The following is a 17,271-nucleotide window of genomic DNA, read 5'->3' as shown; positions in this document are numbered from 1 at the left end:
CTGCGGGGTGTCGGGCGAGCCCGGTCGGTCGGAGGAAGGGGCGTCGACGTGCTGGACCTCCCCGTGTCGGCGGCCCCGCTGCGCGCCCTCGGCCCCGGCCAGCTGCCCCCCGGGATCCTCGGCCGGCTGCGTTCCTGGCCCACCGAGCGCGGGGAGATCGCGGCCTACCTGTACGACCCGGCCGTGGCGGCGCGTGCCGCCGCGGACCTGCGCCGGCACCTGCCCGCCTGGGCGGACCTGTACTTCGCCGTCAAGGCGAACTCCTTCCCGCCTGTCCTCGACGCCCTGCTGCGCGGTACGGGCGGAGCGGGCGCGGTCGGCGATGCGGTCGGCCGTGCGAGTGGGGTGGCGGGCGCGGGCGGAGTCGACGGCTTCGAGGTCTCCTCGGCGCGTGAGCTCGCGCTGGCGGCCGGAGCGGTCGCCCGAGCCGCCCCGCCGGGCGGTCGGCAGGCGGGCCTGGTGGCCTCCGGGCCGGGCAAGTCGACGACCCTGCTGCGGGCCCTGCTGGGTGGCCTGCCGGGCTCTGCCGGGCCGGTGGTGGACGTCGTCAACGCCGAGAGCGTGCTGGAACTCCGCCGCATCGACGCGGTGGCCACCGAGGCCGGGCGCCGGGCAGCCGTCGCGCTGCGGGTGAACCCCGCCCAGGTCGGGCTCGGCGGCGCGCTCCGGATGGGTGGGCGTCCCACCGCGTTCGGGATCGAGGAGAGCGCCGTCCCGGCGGCGGTCGAGGTGGCCCGGTCGCTGCCGGGGGTCGAGCTGGTCGGCTTCCACGTCCATGCGGTGTCGGGGAACCTCGACGCGCGGGCGCACCTGGAGTACGTGCGCTGGTGCCTGGACTTCGCGGCCCGGGCGGCCCGTCAGGGGGGCTTCGCACTGCGGGTGGTGGACGTCGGCGGTGGCCTCGGCGTGCCCTTCGAGCCGGACCGGCGCGGCGAGCGCCCCTTCGACCTGGACCTGTTCGGCGACGGGCTGGCCCGGCTGCGCCCGCCGGAGGGGGCCCGGGTGATCTTCGAGCCGGGCCGGGCGCTCGCGGCGGACTGTGGCTGGTACGCCGCCGAGGTGACCGACGTCAAGCGGGTGCACGGCGAGGTGTTCGCCGTGCTGCGGGGCGGTATTCACCACTTTCAGCTGCCGACCTCCTGGGAGATCGTCCACAACTTCGCTGTCGTCCCCCGCGAGACCTGGCCGAGCGGCTGGCCTCGGCCGGAGGTGGCCGGGGGGCCGGTCACCGTGGTGGGGGAGCTGTGCACCCCGGAGGACACCCTGGCCCGGGACGTGACCATCGACCGTCTGCGTGCCGGTGACGTGGTGGTCTTCCCGATGGCGGGGGCCTACGGCTACGAGTTCGCGATGCACGAGTTCCTCGGCCACCCCCGCGCCGACCGGGTCGTCGTCGATGCGAGCTCACCCGAGCAGTGACCGGCGCGCCCCAGGCCGTGACTGGCACCAGGCCGCTCCGGCGCTAGTCGATCTGGCCGGCCGGGGGCTTGCGCAGCGGCACGGCGAGGTCGAACCAGAGGTACTTCCCGGACTCCACCGACACCGCGCCCCAGCTCGCGGCCAGGGCGTCCAGGATGAGCAGCCCGCGGCCGCCCTCCGAGTCGGGCGCGGACTCGCGGCGGTGCGGCAGCGTCGTCGAGGTGTCGGAGACCGAGGCGTGGACAAGACCCGGCCGGAGCTCGACCAGAAGCCACACCGGCGGGCTGCCGTACTTGACCGCGTTCGTCACGAGCTCGCTCACCAGCAGCTCCGCCGTGGCGCTGCTCTCCTCGGGCAGGGTCGTCATGTCGAGGCACTCACGCAGCACCCGTCGTGCCTGCGGCACGGCCGACGGGAGGTAGGGCAGCTCCGCGACGATGTGCGTGGCCGGAAGGCGGCACCAGCCTGCCTGCCGGACAACGCTCATCGGAACCGACGTCGAACTCATCAATCACCACGTCTAGAACGGGGACATCCCGCACGGTTCTACCCACACGCCGGCCGGCCAATCCCCCCGACCGGGATCATTCGGCTACCCGGGCGACCAGGATCGCGACGTCGTCCCGCAGGTTGCCGCCCGCAAACCGCTCGGCGGCGGACCGCACCCGGTCCGCCACTCCCTGCGCGGGAAGCCCGGCGCAGCCGGCGACGGCGTCGAGGAGCCGTTGGTCTCCGAAGAGCTCCCGGCCCTGGCGGGCCTCGATGACCCCGTCGGTGTACAGCACCAGCGACTCGCCGGCGTGCAGCCGCAGGTCCAGGCCGGGAAAGGAGATCTCGTCGTCGTCGAGCACCCCGAGCAGGGTGCCGGTCAGGCCGACGAGTGAGGCGGTGCCGTCCCGGTGCAGCACGACCGGCTGCGGGTGGCCGGCCAGGTGCAGCCGCAGCAGGGCCTCCCCGCCCTCGGTCGGCAGCAGGGTGGCGGCGGCCAGAGTGCAGAAGCGTGCGTGCCCGCTCGGGTAGGCGGCGGCGGTGTCCCGCAGCGCCCGGTTCAGCTCCAGCAGCAGCTCCTCGAGGTCCGCGCCCCGACCGGTGAGCAGCCGGAGCACGGCACGCGCCACCCCGGTGACCGTGGCCGCCTCGGCTCCCTTCCCGCAGACGTCGCCGATGGCCACCGTCCAGCCGTTCGGCCCGGAGATCAGGTCGAAGAAGTCACCGCCGACGTCCAGCCCGGCGGACTGCGCCGCGCCGTACGCCGAGCCGAGGTCGATCCCGGGGATGTGTGGCAGCGCGGGCGGGCGCAGCCCTGCCTGCAGGGTGCCCGCGAGCTCCACCTGCCGGCTGTAGAGCCGCGCGTTGTCGACGGCGAACGACGCCCGGCGGGCCAGGTCGGCCAGCAGGTCGATCTCGTCGGCGAGGAACGCGTGCCCGGCCGCCCGGCCGAGCGCGAGCACCCCGAGCACCCGTCGCCGGGCCTGCAGGACGACGACCAGCGCCGGCCCGCCGAACGCGGTCATCGTCTGGGCCTTGTCCCCGCGGGCTGCGCGCACGGCGGCCATCAGCGGGCCGTCCGGGTCGACCGCGGCCCTGGTCAGCGCCGCGGTCTCGGACTCCTCGGCGTGGACGAGGGCCTCCAGCGTCGGATCGCTGCCGTCGTGGTTCAGGTAGACCGCGCACCACTGGGCGAGACGCGGTACCGGCAGCCGCGCCAACAGGGTGAGCGAATGGGTCAGGTCCAGGCTCCCGGCCAGCAGGTCCGACGCTTCGGCGAGGAAGGAGAGCATGCCGATGCGGCGCTCCTCCGCCCGGCGCATGTCGCCACCGCCGAGCGCCAGCGCCATCCACCGCGACACGAGCTGGATCTGCTCGACGTCGAAGGTGCTCTCCCCGCCGGTGACGGCCGGCCACAGCAGCAGCTCGCCGAGGGCCTCCTGGGTCGGGTCCAGCGGGAACACCCGTGCCTCGCCGGCCGGACGGGCGCGACCCAGCGTCGCCACGGTCTCGGTGCGGCCCCCGTCCTGCGTCGGGCGTCGGACGCGCCCGCCGGTGGCCGTGGGCAGCGCGTCGAGGAGCTGGGCGAGGAGCTCCGCGACCTCGCCCTCGGCGGTCAGGGCGCGTGCGGTGTCGCGGGCGATCAGTCGTGGCATCCGGCGGGCGGGCGCCGGCGAGGCTTCGCCGCCCGCCCTGAGCTCGCGGTCCGGGAACGCCCCGACCGGGGCGGCGACCGGGTCGACCCCGGCTGGGGGGGCGGCTCCGGCGGGCTCGACGCCGGACGTCCCGGCCGGTCCCAGCGGCGAGCTGTCGGCGGGCCGGGTGGCGAGGCGGAACCAGACGGTCTTCCCGCCCGCGACATGCTCGGTGCCCCAGGAGGCCGACAGGGCGTCGACCAGGGCGAGCCCGCGCCCGTCCTCACGCAGCCCGTCGAACGCGCCCGGGCCGGCGTCGAGCCCCGCCAGCCCCTCGAGGCTCTCCAGACCTTCCAGCCCCTCGAGGCTTTCCAGGTCGTCGAGGTTGTCCAGGTCCAGGTCGGTGGGCCGCGGGCGAGGAACCGACGTCTCGCGCCGGCCGACGCCGATGCGGACCGGATGACGGTCGCTCACGCTGACCCGCACGCCGGCCTGGTCCAGGGCGATGTCGACCGTGGTGGTCGTGCCGGCGTGCACGACCACGTTGGTGACCAGCTCGGTCACCAGAAGCAGCGCCGAGTCGAGAGTGTCCTCGTCCAGCCTGCCGCGCAGGACGTCCTGCACGAAACGCCGGGCTGACCGCGGCGAGTCGGCGGTCGGCGGGAGCGCGACGGAACGCGGGGGCGGAACCCGGTCTCCGGTCGCGGGGTCGGCGTTCATGTGGCTCAGTCTCTCCTGCGTTGTCCTCGGCAAGGCGGATACTGGCGGCTGATGCGCTCTGTTCGCGTGCTCCCCACGCGAAGCTGACCAGCGTGGGACGAACGTTCACAGCAACACAAGCACCTACAACCAGGTGACAGCTTGGACCGATCGAACGACACCGTCACACCCCCGCCCCCCCTGTTGCCTTCCGCATCGTCGTCAGCCGCACGCCTACCCCACACCACGATCTGAACCACACCATCGTCAGACATCCGGGAGACGGGTCCGGGAGCCGTCCGCTCGGGTGCCGACCGGCCCGCCGCGACGGGCCGTCGCGGGGCCGCCTCGGCGCGGCTCGCAGCCCTGATAATTCCACCGTCACAGGCTAGGTAGGAGACTGATGAGCGCCGACGCGAGCCCTGACCGCCAGCAGTCGCCCGTGCGTACCGGGGATTCCGGCGGCCCTCCGAACGGTTCCACCGCCACGCTGCCGGTGGGCGACGCCACCAACGGGGCGGTCGAGGCCGCCGCGAACGGGCCCGCCGACGGTGGCGGCGGTGCGGGCGGCCTGGCGGTCGCGGCCGCCGGCACTGCTGCCTCCGGCGGGGTGGACACGCTGCTCCCAGCCCTGCTCGCCGGGCTGGACCAGCTGGTCGAGGGGGATTTCGGGGCCCGGCTGCCGATCTGTGACGGGATCGGCGGCGACGTCGCGCGCCGCTTCAACGAGCTCGCCGGGATGCAGGAGCGGCAGGCCCGCGAGGTGACCAAGGTCAGCAAGGTCATCCGGCGTGACGGACGTCTCACCATGCGGATGGACGACCTCGGCGGCAGCGGTGGCTGGGACGAGCTGACCCAGTCGGTGAACTCGCTCATCGACGACCTGGGCCGGCCCACCCACGAGGTGGCCCGGGTCATCGCCGCGGTGGCCGAGGGCGACCTGTCGCAGCAGATGGCGCTGGAGATCGCGGGCCAGCCGGTGCGCGGCGAGTTCCTCCGCATCGGCACGACCGTGAACACGATGGTGGACCAGCTCTCGTCCTTCGCGGACGAGGTGACCCGGGTCGCCAGGGAGGTCGGCACCGAGGGCAACCTGGGCGGCCAGGCCAAGGTCATGGGTGTCTCCGGCGTGTGGCGGGATCTCACCGAGTCGGTGAACTCGATGGCCGGGAACCTGACCAGCCAGGTCCGCAACATCGCCCAGGTGACCACCGCCGTCGCCCAGGGTGATCTCTCGCAGAAGATCACCGTGGACGCCCGCGGTGAGATCCACGAGCTGAAGTCGACCGTGAACACGATGGTCGACCAGCTCTCGGCCTTCGCGGACGAGGTCACCCGGGTGGCCAAGGAGGTCGGCACCGAGGGCAAGCTCGGCGGCCAGGCCAAGGTCATGGGTGTCTCCGGCGTGTGGCGGGATCTCACCGACTCGGTCAACATCATGGCCGGCAACCTCACCACCCAGGTGCGCAGCATCGCCGAGGTCGCCTCGGCGGTGGCCCGGGGCGACCTGACCCGCCAGATCACGGTGGATGCCCGCGGCGAGGTGGTGGGTCTCGCGCACACCCTGAACACGATGGTCGACCAGCTGTCGTCGTTCGCGGACGAGGTGACCCGGGTCGCCTGGGAGGTGGGCACCGAGGGGAACCTGGGTGGCCAGGCCCATGTGCGGGGCGTCTCGGGGGTGTGGCGGGATCTCACCGAGTCGGTGAACTCGATGGCCGGGAACCTGACCAGCCAGGTCCGCAACATTGCCCTGGTGGCGACGGCGGTGGCCCGCGGTGACCTCTCCCAGAAGATCACCGTCACCGCCCAGGGTGAGATCCTGGAACTCAAGGAAACCCTGAACACGATGGTCGACCAGCTGTCGTCGTTCGCGGACGAGGTGACCCGGGTCGCCAAGGAGGTGGGCACCGAGGGGAACCTGGGTGGCCAGGCCCATGTGCGGGGCGTCTCGGGGGTGTGGCGGGATCTCACCGAGTCGGTGAACTCGATGGCCGGGAACCTGACCAGCCAGGTCCGCAACATCTCCGGGGTGACCCGGGCGGTGGCCCGCGGTGACCTCTCCCAGAAGATCACCGTCACGGCGCAGGGTGAGATCGCCGAGCTGAAGGACACCGTCAACACGATGGTCGACCAGCTCTCCTCGTTCGCCGCCGAGATCACCCGGGTCGGCCGGGAGGTCGGCGTCGAGGGCAAGCTGGGCGGCCAGGCGACGGTGGCCGGTGTCGCGGGCACCTGGAAGGACCTCACCGACAACGTCAACCAGCTGGCGACGACCCTGACCATCCAGCTCCGCGCGATCGGCGACGTGTCCACCGCGGTGACCCGCGGTGACCTGACCCGCTCGATCACGGTCGAGGCCGAGGGCGAGGTCGCCGAGCTCAAGGACAACATCAACCAGATGATCGCCCGGCTGCGGGAGACCACCGAGGTCAACGCCCAGCAGGACTGGCTGAAGTCGAACCTGGCGCTGATCGGCAGCAAGATGCAGGGCCAGCGGGACCTCTACACGGTCTGCCAGATGATCATCAGTGAGATGACCCCGGCCGTGAACGCCCAGCAGGGCACCGTCTACCTGCTCGACTTCATCGAGGGCGACAAGCTGCGCTACGTCGCCGGCTACGGGTCGGTACCGCGGCGCCGCTCGGACGGAACGTTCCTGTTCGGCGAGGGCCTGATCGGGCAGGCCGCGCTGGAGAAGAAGCGCATCCGGGTCGAGGACGTCCCCGCCGGCTACCTCAACATCCGCAGCGGCCTCGGCGAGGCGCCACCGTGTGATCTGGTGGTGGTCCCGGTCATCTTCGAGAACCAGGTGCTCGGCGTCATCGAGCTGGCGTCCTTCACGCCGTTCTCCGACCTGCACCTCACCCTCGTCGACCAGCTCGTCGACACGATCGGCGTCGTCCTCAACACGATCATGGCGAACGCCCGGACGGAGGAGCTGCTCGCCCAGTCGCAGCGTCTCACCCAGGAGCTGCGCTCCCAGTCCGTCGAGCTCCAGCGCACCAACAACGAGCTGGAGGAGAAGGCGGCGCTGCTGGAGGAGAAGAACACCGAGATCGACATGGCCCGGATCGGCCTGGAGGAGAAGGCCGAGCAGCTCGCGCTGTCCTCGCAGTACAAGTCCGAGTTCCTGGCGAACATGAGCCACGAGCTGCGGACCCCGCTGAACAGCCTGCTCATCCTCGCCAAGCTGCTCGCCGACAACCCGGACCACAACCTCAGCCAGAAGCAGATCGACTTCGCCGAGACGATCCACTCCGCCGGTTCCGAGCTGCTCGGGCTGATCAACGACATCCTCGACCTGTCCAAGGTCGAGGCCGGCAAGATGAACGTGGACGCCGGCCCCGTGCGCACCGCCGCGCTGTGCGACGCCGCGGCCGGGGTCTTCGGGCCCACCGCGGAGGAAAAGGGCCTCACCTTCGAGATCAGCGTCACCGCCGACGTGCCGGAGGAGTTCGTCACCGACGAGCAGCGCCTCCAGCAGGTGCTGAAGAACCTGCTGTCGAACGCGGTCAAGTTCACCGATGCCGGCACCGTGCGACTGGACGTCTCCGTCGCCCCGCCCGACACGCCGTTCGTCGCGCCGAGCCTGCGCTCGGCGCCGATGGTGCTGTCGTTCGCCGTCAGCGACACCGGCATCGGGGTCGCCGCCGAGAAGCTCAGGATGATCTTCGAGGCCTTCCAGCAGGCGGACGGCACGACGTCCCGCCGCTACGGCGGTACCGGCCTCGGGCTGTCGATCAGCAAGGAGATCGCCCGGCTGCTCGGCGGCTCGATCTCCGTCTCCAGCCAGATCGGGCAGGGCAGCACGTTCACCCTGTTCGTGCCGTCGGTGATGCCGGCTGACCCGCCGGCGAGCGCGATTCCCGGAGAGCCGGACGGCGTCCTGATGATCGTGGAGGGGGCCGGCCAGCCGCGGTGGCGCTCCGACGGCGCCGGCGACCACGGCCGGGGCCAGCTGCCACCTGGCAGCGAGCGGGCCGCCCTCCCCGGCCCGGCGGCGCGGCCCGGCGGCTCGCCGGCCGAGCCCGGCATCGACCTGTCGGCCGCTGACAGGGCGGCGCCACTGCCCCCGGCGGGCAGTGCCGCAGCCTCCGGTGACGATGGCCCGGTGGTGCCCCCGCGCACGGTCGGCCGCACGCTGTGGTCCAGTCGGGCGCCGGAGACGGCACTCACGGACACGCCCGAGGCAGCCGGCACCCCGTTCCTCACCGACCCGGTCGCGGTGGCCCGGCCCCCGGCAACCAACCTGGACACCGCCGACCCGCTGGTCGGCGCGTCGATCCTGGTGGTCGACGACGACGTCCGCAACGTGTTCGCGCTGACCAGCGCGCTGGAGATGCACGGGATGCGGGTGCTCTACGCGGACAACGGCCACGACGCGATCCGGATGCTCCAGCAGGACAGCACGCCGGTGCACATCGTGCTCATGGACGTCATGCTTCCCGGCATGGACGGTAACGAGACGACGTCGGCGATCCGCGCGATGCCCGCCTTCGCGCCGCTGCCGATCCTCGTGCTCACCGCCAAGGCGATGCCCGGCGACCGGGAGAAGAGCATTTCGGCCGGCGCGACCGACTACATCACCAAGCCCGTCGATCTTGATCATCTTCTTGGAGTGATGCGGTCACATCTGTGATGATCAGATCGCGTATGGTGCGCATTCGGGTAGGTGTCGACGGGCCGGTGGTGGCCCCGACATGCCGATCAGCGATGGTGGAACAGTGGTGTCGTCGCCACGAGCACACAGGCCGACCGGCGAAGGAGGAGGCAGGCGGGTGACCGAGCGGACCGGCGGACCTGTCGACACCGCGGGCGCGTCAAACACGGAACGGCCACGGAGCAAGATCCTCCTGGTGGACGACCGACCTGACAACCTCATGGCACTGGAAGCGATTCTCGCCTCCCTGGACCAGGACCTGGTCACCGCGTCCTCGGGCGAGGAGGCGCTCAAACGCCTGCTCGTCGACGACTTCGCGGTCATTCTGCTCGACGTCCAGATGCCCGGGATGGACGGTTTCGAGACGGCGCACCGGATCAAGCAGCGGGGCCGGACGCGCGACACCCCGATCATCTTCCTCACCGCCATCGACCGCGAGCCGCACCACGCGTTCCGCGGCTACGCGGTCGGAGCAGTGGACTACATCGCCAAGCCGTTCGACCCGTGGCTGCTGCGCGCCAAGGTGAGCGTGTTCGTCGAGCTGTTCGAGAAGAACGAGCGGCTTGCCGAGCTCGCCCATCAGCGGGTGCGCGACTTCGATCTCATCACGGAGGTCGCCGAGCGCCTCATCGCCCTCGACGTCCTCCTCGACGGTGCCGCGACCTCGAACGAGGAGACGCTGGCCGCCGCCGGGGCCGAGGTGCGCGGCCTGGTGGCTCGGCTGCGGCCCTTCGCCCGCTCGGCGGGCGGCAGTACGGAGTGACTGCCCACCGCGGGTGACCTCACGGGCTTGCCGTTGCCCTCCTGTGGATCTTCTGCGCGAACACGGGCTTCAGGGTGGTTGACCACTTGTATGGTCAGCATCACCTGGAGTGCGTGTGGGGGGAGGCGGGGCGGATGGCGGGCGGCGACCCGCATCCGCCTGATCCGCCTGATGCACCCGATCCGCCTGATGCGCCCGGCGCCGGCGCCGACCCGCACGCGGTCGTCGCCGGCGATCTGCCCCGGCTGAGCCTCCCCTACGCCGACGGCCTCATCACGATCGCCCGGGTGCGCCGAACGCCGGACGCGCCGGTCTGCCGGGTGCCGCCCGGCGACCCGGCGCACGGGCAACGGGCGACCCTGGTCGACTTCGTCGCCGCCGACGCCGCGCAGGCAGCGCGGACGGCGGTCCGGTTGGTGCGCCTGTCCGGGCTCACCGCGGTGGCAGTCCATGCGCGGTACGCGCCCTCCGACACGGCCGCGCTCGCTGTCTGCCTCGCCGGACGCCTGCACGACGCCCGTGCGAGGCGCGGCCTGACCGGGCACGTCGTCGTCGCCGATCACCGGCCCGAGCTGCCTGCGAGGGGCGTGGGTGGGGTCGATGCGGCGGGCCTGGTCTGCGTGCCGCATCTCCTCGCTGTGCACCATCGGGCCGGGGAGGCGGCGCGTGGTCCCTGGGGTGGTCCGATGGGGCCCGCGGGGGTGACAGACCGGGTGGTGTGGGAAATCATGAGTCCCGATCAGCATCGGGCCTGGCTTGGGGGCCGGCCCGGGCCGCCCGTGGATGTCCTGGAAGAGCACCTGGGCGGGCTGCTCACCCTGGCTGGCCTGGTACGGAGCGGATGTGCGCAGGTCCCGAGCCACGCCGAGGTCCTCGGTGTGCTTCGCGGCGGGCCGTTGACGACCGAGGCGGTGTACCGGCATCCCGGCCTGTTGCTCACTGTCGCCGCTGCTCTGGGGAACCGCGAAGAGTAACCGGCCCGTTCAGGCGCCTGCCTGCGTCGATAGCATGCGGATACGTCCCATGTGACCGCGACGTCCCGTTACGGGGTTTCGCGAATATTTCGGAGGTGCCGACCTGTGGTCGTTGCCCGGCGACACCTCGGACGTTCCCGCGGCAATCGGCCGATTTCAATCGGTCCGTATGCGGTTGAACGACAGCTCCTCGAGGCGGGAACCGGGCCGGTCTATCTTGGTCGGGATCCGGCCGGCCGCGCGGTGGTCATCAAGGTGATCAGCGCGGCCTTCGCCCGCGACCACGAATTCCGCCGGCGGCTGCGGGCCGACCTGGAGACCGTCCGGGCACTGGCACCGCCCACCCTCGCCGAGATCATCGACGCGGACACGGCGGCTGCGCCCCCGTACGTCGTCACGGAGTTCGTCGATGCCCCCAGCCTGGCATTCACAGTCGCGCACGCCGGTCCTCTCCCGCGGGCCGAGGTGTGGGCACTCGCTCATGGACTGGTGTCCGCGCTCACCGGGCTCCATGGTGCCGGTCTTGTCTCGGCTGACCTGAAGCCCGCGAATGTTTTGCTTTCCGAGGGTGGAATCCGACTGCTCGACTTCGGGCTGTCGCGTGTCCTCAACACCGTCGCCCTACCCGCACGTGCCGGTACGGGTCCCGGGATGGGCACACCCGCTTTTATTACCCCGGAGCACGTTCTGAGACAGCCGCTCACAGCGGCGTCGGACATCTTCACCTGGGGTGGTGTGGTCCTCTTCGCCGCCACCGGAGGACTTCCGTTCGGTAACGGGACGCCGCAGGTTCTGTTGCAGCGCGCCGTCTATGCGGAGCCGGATCTCGTCGGGCTCGACGACACCCTCCGTGACATCGTGAGCATGGCGATGCGCAAGGACCCGTCTCGCCGGCCCACGGCGGCCGAGCTGCTGGAAATGCTGGAAGGACGCCTCGCCCCTCTACCGGTTGACGGCGGTGAGACCACCCCCGGTGTGCTCGGTGGCGACCTCGCCACGACGACCACGCGGCTCCCCAGTCCCCGGCCCGAGGCCACGGTCGGCGCAGAGCCGAGCGCCGAAGCCGACTCTGAGACCACGCCCACGCCCATGCCCGCGACCGGACCCGCGACCACGCCCGCGACCGGACCCGCGACCACGTCCGAGTCCGAGTCCGAGTCCGCCGACCGTCTCGAGTCCGCCGGCGCCGTCGAGGCGACCGCTGCGGAACCGGCCGGCGCTGCGGAACCGGCTGGGTCCCTCGGGAAGGTCGCCGCGGCCGAACCGGGCACAGCGGTCGAGGTCGCCGCGGCCGAGCCGGAAGCGGTGGTCGGGTCGGAAGCGGCCGCGGAGCAGGCCGAGCCCGGCGCCGGCTCGGTGGCCGAAGCTGAGGGCCTGACAGACGACGGGAAGGCCACGGAGGCCGCGGTACGGCCGGCGGACGGACCTGGCCCGGGGGCAGACACGGCCACCGAGGCCGAGACGGACCCGGGCGCCGGGGCCGACCTGCGGCCCGAGCCCGAGCCCGAGCCCGAGCCCACGTCCAAGACCGAGGCCGAGGCCGAGGCCGATCGGACCGTCGTACTCGAGGCCAGGCCCGGCCCGGTCGCTCCCATGGAGGCGGTGTGGCCGGCACCGCCAACGTCGCCGGCAGCGGTTCCGTCCGCGCCCGCGCCCGCGCCGGTGGCACCGTCGCCCCTGGCAGGGGAACCGCCGGCTCCGACGCAGGCAGCGGCGGGGGAGTCCGCCAGGCCGAGCTGGGCACGGGCGGTGGGCGGCTGGCGGTCACGCCTGTCCGGCGGCGGCCGCTTCTTCCCGGTCTTCCTCTTCGGGGTCGTGGCCACGGTCGTGATGACCATGATGATCGAGACCGTTGGCATGGTCCGGGCACACACCGCCGCGGGCACCTCCGGGCGGGTCGCCCGCCAGGCCGTCGGCCTGCTCGAGCGTCAGCCGGACCTCGCCGGCCAGCTCGCGCTGGTGGCATACCGGATCTCCCCGACGACGGCGGCCGCGCAGGCGCTCGTGGCCGCGAGCGTCCGGCGGACCGGCCATCTCACCGGCGACGTCCACGATCTTGCGGTGGCGCCGGACGGGCTGAGCCTGGTGACGGCCGGCGACAGCGGTGCGGGTCTGTGGGACCTGTCCGACCCCGCGTCGGGCCGGCAGATCACTGCCTTTCCGGTCGACGGACCACAGGTCAGTGCCGTCGGCTACGTGACGCCGCCAAGGCGCTCCCCGCTGGCCGGCGTGATCGTGGTGACGGCGGCCGGACCGGTCACGGCCGGACCGGTCACGGCCGGCCGGGCCGCGGAGGAGCCGGCGGCGGGGGCCACCGAGGCCGGTGGCGACGTCGCGAGCAACGTCCAGCTGTGGCGGGTGTCGGTGGACGGGGCGGTCGAGCGGCTCGGTGAGCTTGGCGGGCACAGCGGCGCGGTGGGCGAGATCGCTGTGAGCCAGGACGGTGCGACGGTGGCCACCGGTTCGTCCGACGGCTCGCTGCGGCTCTGGGACGTGCGGGATCCGCGCCAACCGACCGCGCTCGCGGCCCTGCGCACCCCGGGGCCCATCACGGCGCTGGCATTTTCCCCCGACTCCAGCCAGCTGCTGGTCGGTGGCAGTGCCCGGCTCTCGCTGTGGTCCCTTGCGGATCCCCGCCGACCGCGTCGGGCCAGCCAGTTGAGCGGCGACGGCGTGGTGACAGGCGCCTCCTACTCGCCGGACGGGCGCACTCTCGCGGTCGCGACCGCCGGCCTGCCGATGGCGGTCGCCTCGTCGGTGCCGGCCCCCACCGGGACGCGGTCGATCGTGGAGATCTACCGGCCGCGTGACCCGCGGGGCCTGCGGCGGGTGACGTCCTTCACCCCCACGGGAGGTGCCGGTGCCGTGGCCTTCTCGCCGGACAGCCATGCGCTCCTGGTCGGGCCCACGGCCGCCGGCGGCGATGTCGCGCTGTGGGACCTGTCCAATCCGGTCCGCCCGTCGTCGCGGGCGAGCCTGCCCCTGCCGGCACCGGCAGGGACGGCCGGCCAGCCGGTCGCGCTGGCGCTGGCCGCCACTGACGGCCGTTCGCTCGCCGTCGCGGACGGCAACGCCGCCCGCGTCTGGGATCTCAGTCCCGGTGCCGCTGTGGACAACGTCTGCGCGCGCTCCCAGAAGGCGATCACCCGCTCCGAGTGGCGTCACCATGTCGGTAGCCGCCGCTTCGATCCGCCCTGCCCGTCCATCTGACAACGTGGCGGGATGTGAGATCACCGGTTCGCGTCGACAGATACCTCTGTCACAGAGGAATATGGGGTCATGCCCCACCCTGACCTCGGCCGCCGCGAGTGGCGGGACCGGCGGCCGCTCGGGGCCGCCAGCGCGCTGCTGCGCGAGCCCGCCCGCCCGGCCCGGGTCCGTGAGTCGCCCGCGGCGTCGGTGCTCGCGGTCGGCGCGGTGTGCATCGGCAGCTTCCTCGGCCAGCTGGACGCCAGCATCGTCACCGTCGCCCTCGGCGAGATCCGGGCCGACCTGGGCATCTCCGTCGGGCTCGCCACCTGGGTGAGCCTCGCCTACCTGGTCACCCTGGTGGCGAGCATCGCCGCACTCGGCCGCCTCGCCGACATGGCCGGCCGCAAGCTTCTCTCGTTGTATGGCTTCGCGCTGTTCACCCTGGCCTCGGCCGGCGCGGCGCTGGCGCCCGGCGTCGGGATCCTCCTCGCCTGCCGGGTCGCCCAGGCTCTCGGCGCCGCCATGTTGCAGGCCAACAGCGTGGCCCTGATCGCGACGACCGTGCGCCCGCAGCGGCTCACCGCGGCCCTTGGCGCGCAGGGAGCGGCGCAGGCGTTCGGCCTCTCGCTCGGGCCGCTGGCCGGCGGCCTGCTGCTGGAGCTCGGCGGGTGGCGCTGGATCTTCTGGGCGCACATCCCCGCCGGCCTGCTCGGCCTGGTGCTCGGCGTCCTCCTGCTGCCCCGGACACACCAGCGCGCCCCGCGGGCGCCCTTCGACTGGCCGGGCCTGGGGCTGCTCGTGCCCGCCGTCTCCGCGGTGCTGCTGGCACTGTCGGCGGCCGCGTCGCTGTCCGGCCCGGTCGCGGCACCGGCTGTGGCAGCGCTCGTCCTGGTCGCCGTCCTGTGCGCGGTGCTGTTCGCCCGCCGGGAGGCACGGGCGGACCACCCGATGGTCGACCTGGCGGTGGTGGGCTGCCGCGGGATCGGGCTGCGGCTGCTGGCGGGTGCGCTGTCGTTCCTCGTGCTGTTCGGCCTGCTGCTGACCATCCCGCAGCATTCGGAGGCGAGCGCTCTCGCCGTCGGCCTGCTGCTGGCGGTGCTGCCGGTCTCGATCGGCCTGGCCGCACCGGTCGCGTCGACGCTGGTCACCAGGTTCGGCGCCCGGGCGGTGACCGTCGGGGCGATGCTCTGCGTGGCGGCCGGTCTGCTGCTGCTGGCCGCGGGCGGCAGCGGACCGGCGGTCGGGCTGCCGGCGCTGATGCTCGTCGGATGCGGCCTCGGCCTGTTCACCCCGTCGAACAACGCGGCCATCATGAGCGTCGTCCCCGCCTGGCAGAGCGGAATGGCGAGCGGGGTGGTCAACATGACCCGGGGCCTGGGTACCGCCCTGGGTGTCTCCGTGTCGGCGCTCGCCTACGCCGCCGGCGGTTTCCGCACGACGATGGTTCTGCTGGCCGTGGCCGGTCTCGTCGCGGCCGGTCTGGCGGCTTCCGCCGGTGCGTCCACGTCCGCGCCCGCGGACGCGGACGCCGGCGCCGGCCCGGTGGCCCGGGTGGTTCGGAGGGGCCGTGCTGGTCAGCGGGGCCCGCGTCAGCGGGAGAACATCCGCGCGGCCCCGTAACCCGGCCCCATCTCCGGCCGGCCCGCTCGGGACGTCCACCGCCACTGGACGGAGATGCGCCCGCTGACGGCACCGCCTACCCGCGGAACGGCGTGCAGCCAGTCGGCCTGCGCCCGACCGCCGAGCACCAGCAGGTCTCCACCGCGGGGGGCGAAGTCACGCCCGCGGTCGGCGAACGGGTCGTTGAGCAGCCTGCGCCCGGGCGGGAGGTGCCGGGACTTCACCAGGAACGGGCGCCGCGCACCCAGGGTGAGAATCGCGATGACCGTCTCGTCGAGCCAGCGCATCTCCCGGTCGCGGTGGAAGGCCACAGCGTCGTTCCCGTCGCGGTACCAGGACATCCCATAGCCGTCGAAGTCGACGCCGTAACGCCGCCGCAGCCCGCGGTAGGCGGCCAGCAGCCCCGGGAACGGAACCGGGCTCCCGCTGCGGATGAAGGCGCTCAGCCGCGGTTCGGTGACGTGGCGTTCGTACCGCCACATCGTTCCCTGGCGCCAGGGCGTCCCGTCCCGCACTGCCTGGTAGAGAGTGTCGGGTTCCGTGATCCACCCGCGGGCCACATCCACCCAGGACGTCGCGTCGAGGTGCACCCGTTCGAACACCGCGGCCGGATCGACACCCGGCCCGCCACGCTCGCCGGTCACGCCGGCGGATGTGGTGGCCCTCGTCCCGTCGTCGGCCCTCGCATGGTCGGCCATCAACCGACGCTACCCCGGGTCAGATCAGCCTGAGCAGTGCTCCGGTCGTCCTCGCCGCGCGCTACCTTCTCCGGTCATGAGCGTCGATCAGGATGCCGCCGTCGCGACAGCCGCGAACCTCACCGAAGTCGTCACACGCCTGCGGCGGGTGCTGCGCACCAGCGTCCGGGCTGACATTCCGTGGGAGTCGCTGCCGATGGCCCAGGTGGAGCTGCTCCAGTGCGTGGCCGAACGGGACGGTATCCGGGTCGGTGAGATCGCGGGGCTGCTGCGGCTCGCGCCGAACTCCGTCTCGACCCTGGTCGCGCAGCTTGCCGAGGCCGGGCTCGTCCGGCGGGAGCGGGACCCCGCTGACCGGCGGGCCGCCGCCCTGCGGCTGACCGCGGCCGGGGAGCAGGCGATCGCCGGCTGGCTGCAGGCCCACGAGCGGCGGATCGGTGCCGCCATGGAGGCCCTGACCGACGAGGACCGGGCTGCGATCGTCGCCGCGCTGCCGGCCCTGCGCCACCTCGTCCAGGCCCTTGATGACCGCCCGCGAGCAGGTGGCGACCAGGGTGCCGCTGACCAGGCCTCCAGCGTCTAGCGTGGTACTGGGCGGCGTGGCGGCCTGCCCACCACCGACGGCTGCCTCAGGAGCGGACGAGCCGGGCGATGGCCGCGGTCGCCTCCCGGATCTTCTCGTCGGCGGCGGGGCCGCCCTCGGTGACGGCCTGCGCGACACAGTGGGCCAGATGATCGGAGAGCAGGCCGAGCGCGACGGACTGCAGCGCCCGCGTGGCCGCGGAAACCTGGGTGAGGATGTCGATGCAGTACTTGTCCTCGTCGACCATGCGCTGCAGGCCGCGGACCTGGCCTTCGATCCGCCGCAGGCGGGCGGTGTACTCCGCCTTGGCCGGGCTGTACCCGTGCCCGGTGGCATGCCCGGGCTGCGCAGCCTGCTCGGGCTGGGGCGTCTCCGGTGGCGCGGCGCCGGCATCTGCCGGCTCGCTCTCGGACCGGCCCTCGGCCGCCTGGTCGACTTCGGCCTTCACCCGCATCGCCACCCCGCGCCGTGACCCGGAAATACCCCCTAACGGTACGTGCGATCGGGGGCGACCGTCGAGGTCTGCCGGCTGGCCGC

General features: G+C 72.9%; 11 protein-coding genes. 7 read left to right on the top strand and 4 right to left on the bottom strand.

Going from position 1 to position 17,271, the window contains the following annotated elements; genetic code table 11:
- The first annotated feature begins 48 nt into the window (after positions 1–48).
- Entirely contained in the window at positions 49–1,419 is a 1,371-nt protein-coding gene (locus AB1460_RS19890; protein WP_368963174.1) for a type III PLP-dependent enzyme, read from the top strand.
- A 43-nt stretch (positions 1,420–1,462) separates the two neighbouring features.
- Here the strand turns inward: AB1460_RS19890 and AB1460_RS19885 are convergent, their stop codons facing one another.
- The gene (locus tag AB1460_RS19885) at positions 1,463–1,906 is read right to left on the bottom strand and encodes an ATP-binding protein (protein WP_368963173.1); all 444 of its coding nucleotides are present in this window, start codon (positions 1,904–1,906) and stop codon (positions 1,463–1,465) included.
- A 97-nt stretch (positions 1,907–2,003) separates the two neighbouring features.
- Positions 2,004–4,262: a SpoIIE family protein phosphatase gene (locus AB1460_RS19880; RefSeq protein WP_368963172.1), complete on the bottom strand. Its 2,259-nt coding sequence runs from the start codon at positions 4,260–4,262 to the stop codon at positions 2,004–2,006.
- A 382-nt stretch (positions 4,263–4,644) separates the two neighbouring features.
- Between AB1460_RS19880 and AB1460_RS19875 the strand changes: the two genes are divergently transcribed.
- From AB1460_RS19875 to AB1460_RS19855, 5 genes are all read left to right on the top strand, one after another.
- Positions 4,645–8,883: a HAMP domain-containing protein gene (locus AB1460_RS19875; protein WP_368963170.1), complete on the top strand. Its 4,239-nt coding sequence runs from the start codon at positions 4,645–4,647 to the stop codon at positions 8,881–8,883.
- 139 nt (positions 8,884–9,022) lie between these two features.
- A complete protein-coding gene (locus AB1460_RS19870; RefSeq protein ID WP_368963168.1) occupies positions 9,023–9,667 on the top strand; it encodes a response regulator in 645 nt (214 codons plus the stop codon).
- Positions 9,668–9,741: 74 nt separating this feature from the next.
- Positions 9,742–10,641 (top strand): hypothetical protein, encoded by a 900-nt coding sequence (locus AB1460_RS19865; RefSeq protein WP_368963167.1) that lies wholly within the window; start codon positions 9,742–9,744, stop codon positions 10,639–10,641.
- Between the two features lie 51 nt (positions 10,642–10,692).
- Positions 10,693–13,851: a protein kinase domain-containing protein gene (locus tag AB1460_RS19860; RefSeq protein ID WP_368963166.1), complete on the top strand. Its 3,159-nt coding sequence runs from the start codon at positions 10,693–10,695 to the stop codon at positions 13,849–13,851.
- A 69-nt stretch (positions 13,852–13,920) separates the two neighbouring features.
- Positions 13,921–15,453 (top strand): MFS transporter, encoded by a 1,533-nt coding sequence (locus tag AB1460_RS19855; protein ID WP_368963164.1) that lies wholly within the window; start codon positions 13,921–13,923, stop codon positions 15,451–15,453.
- Here the strand turns inward: AB1460_RS19855 and AB1460_RS19850 are convergent.
- Positions 15,423–16,151: an alpha-ketoglutarate-dependent dioxygenase AlkB gene (locus tag AB1460_RS19850; RefSeq protein ID WP_368963162.1), complete on the bottom strand. Its 729-nt coding sequence runs from the start codon at positions 16,149–16,151 to the stop codon at positions 15,423–15,425. The two genes, AB1460_RS19855 and AB1460_RS19850, sit on opposite strands and share 31 nt — an antisense overlap.
- 76 nt (positions 16,152–16,227) lie before the next feature.
- Between AB1460_RS19850 and AB1460_RS19845 the strand changes: the two genes are divergently transcribed.
- Positions 16,228–16,734 carry a MarR family winged helix-turn-helix transcriptional regulator gene (locus AB1460_RS19845; RefSeq protein WP_368963161.1) on the top strand — a complete coding sequence of 169 codons (507 nt, stop codon included), beginning with the start codon at positions 16,228–16,230 and terminating at the stop codon, positions 16,732–16,734.
- Positions 16,735–16,780: 46 nt separating this feature from the next.
- Here the strand turns inward: AB1460_RS19845 and AB1460_RS19840 are convergent, their stop codons facing one another.
- Positions 16,781–17,188: a metal-sensitive transcriptional regulator gene (locus AB1460_RS19840; protein ID WP_368963160.1), complete on the bottom strand. Its 408-nt coding sequence runs from the start codon at positions 17,186–17,188 to the stop codon at positions 16,781–16,783.
- Positions 17,189–17,271: the final 83 nt, after the last annotated feature.

The sequence above is a fragment of the Parafrankia sp. FMc2 genome (genome assembly GCF_041008525.1).
Taxonomy (GTDB): Bacteria; Actinomycetota; Actinomycetes; order Frankiales; family Frankiaceae; genus Parafrankia.
Note: the sequence above shows the minus strand (reverse complement) of the source record. Positions and strands in the feature narration are given on the sequence as shown.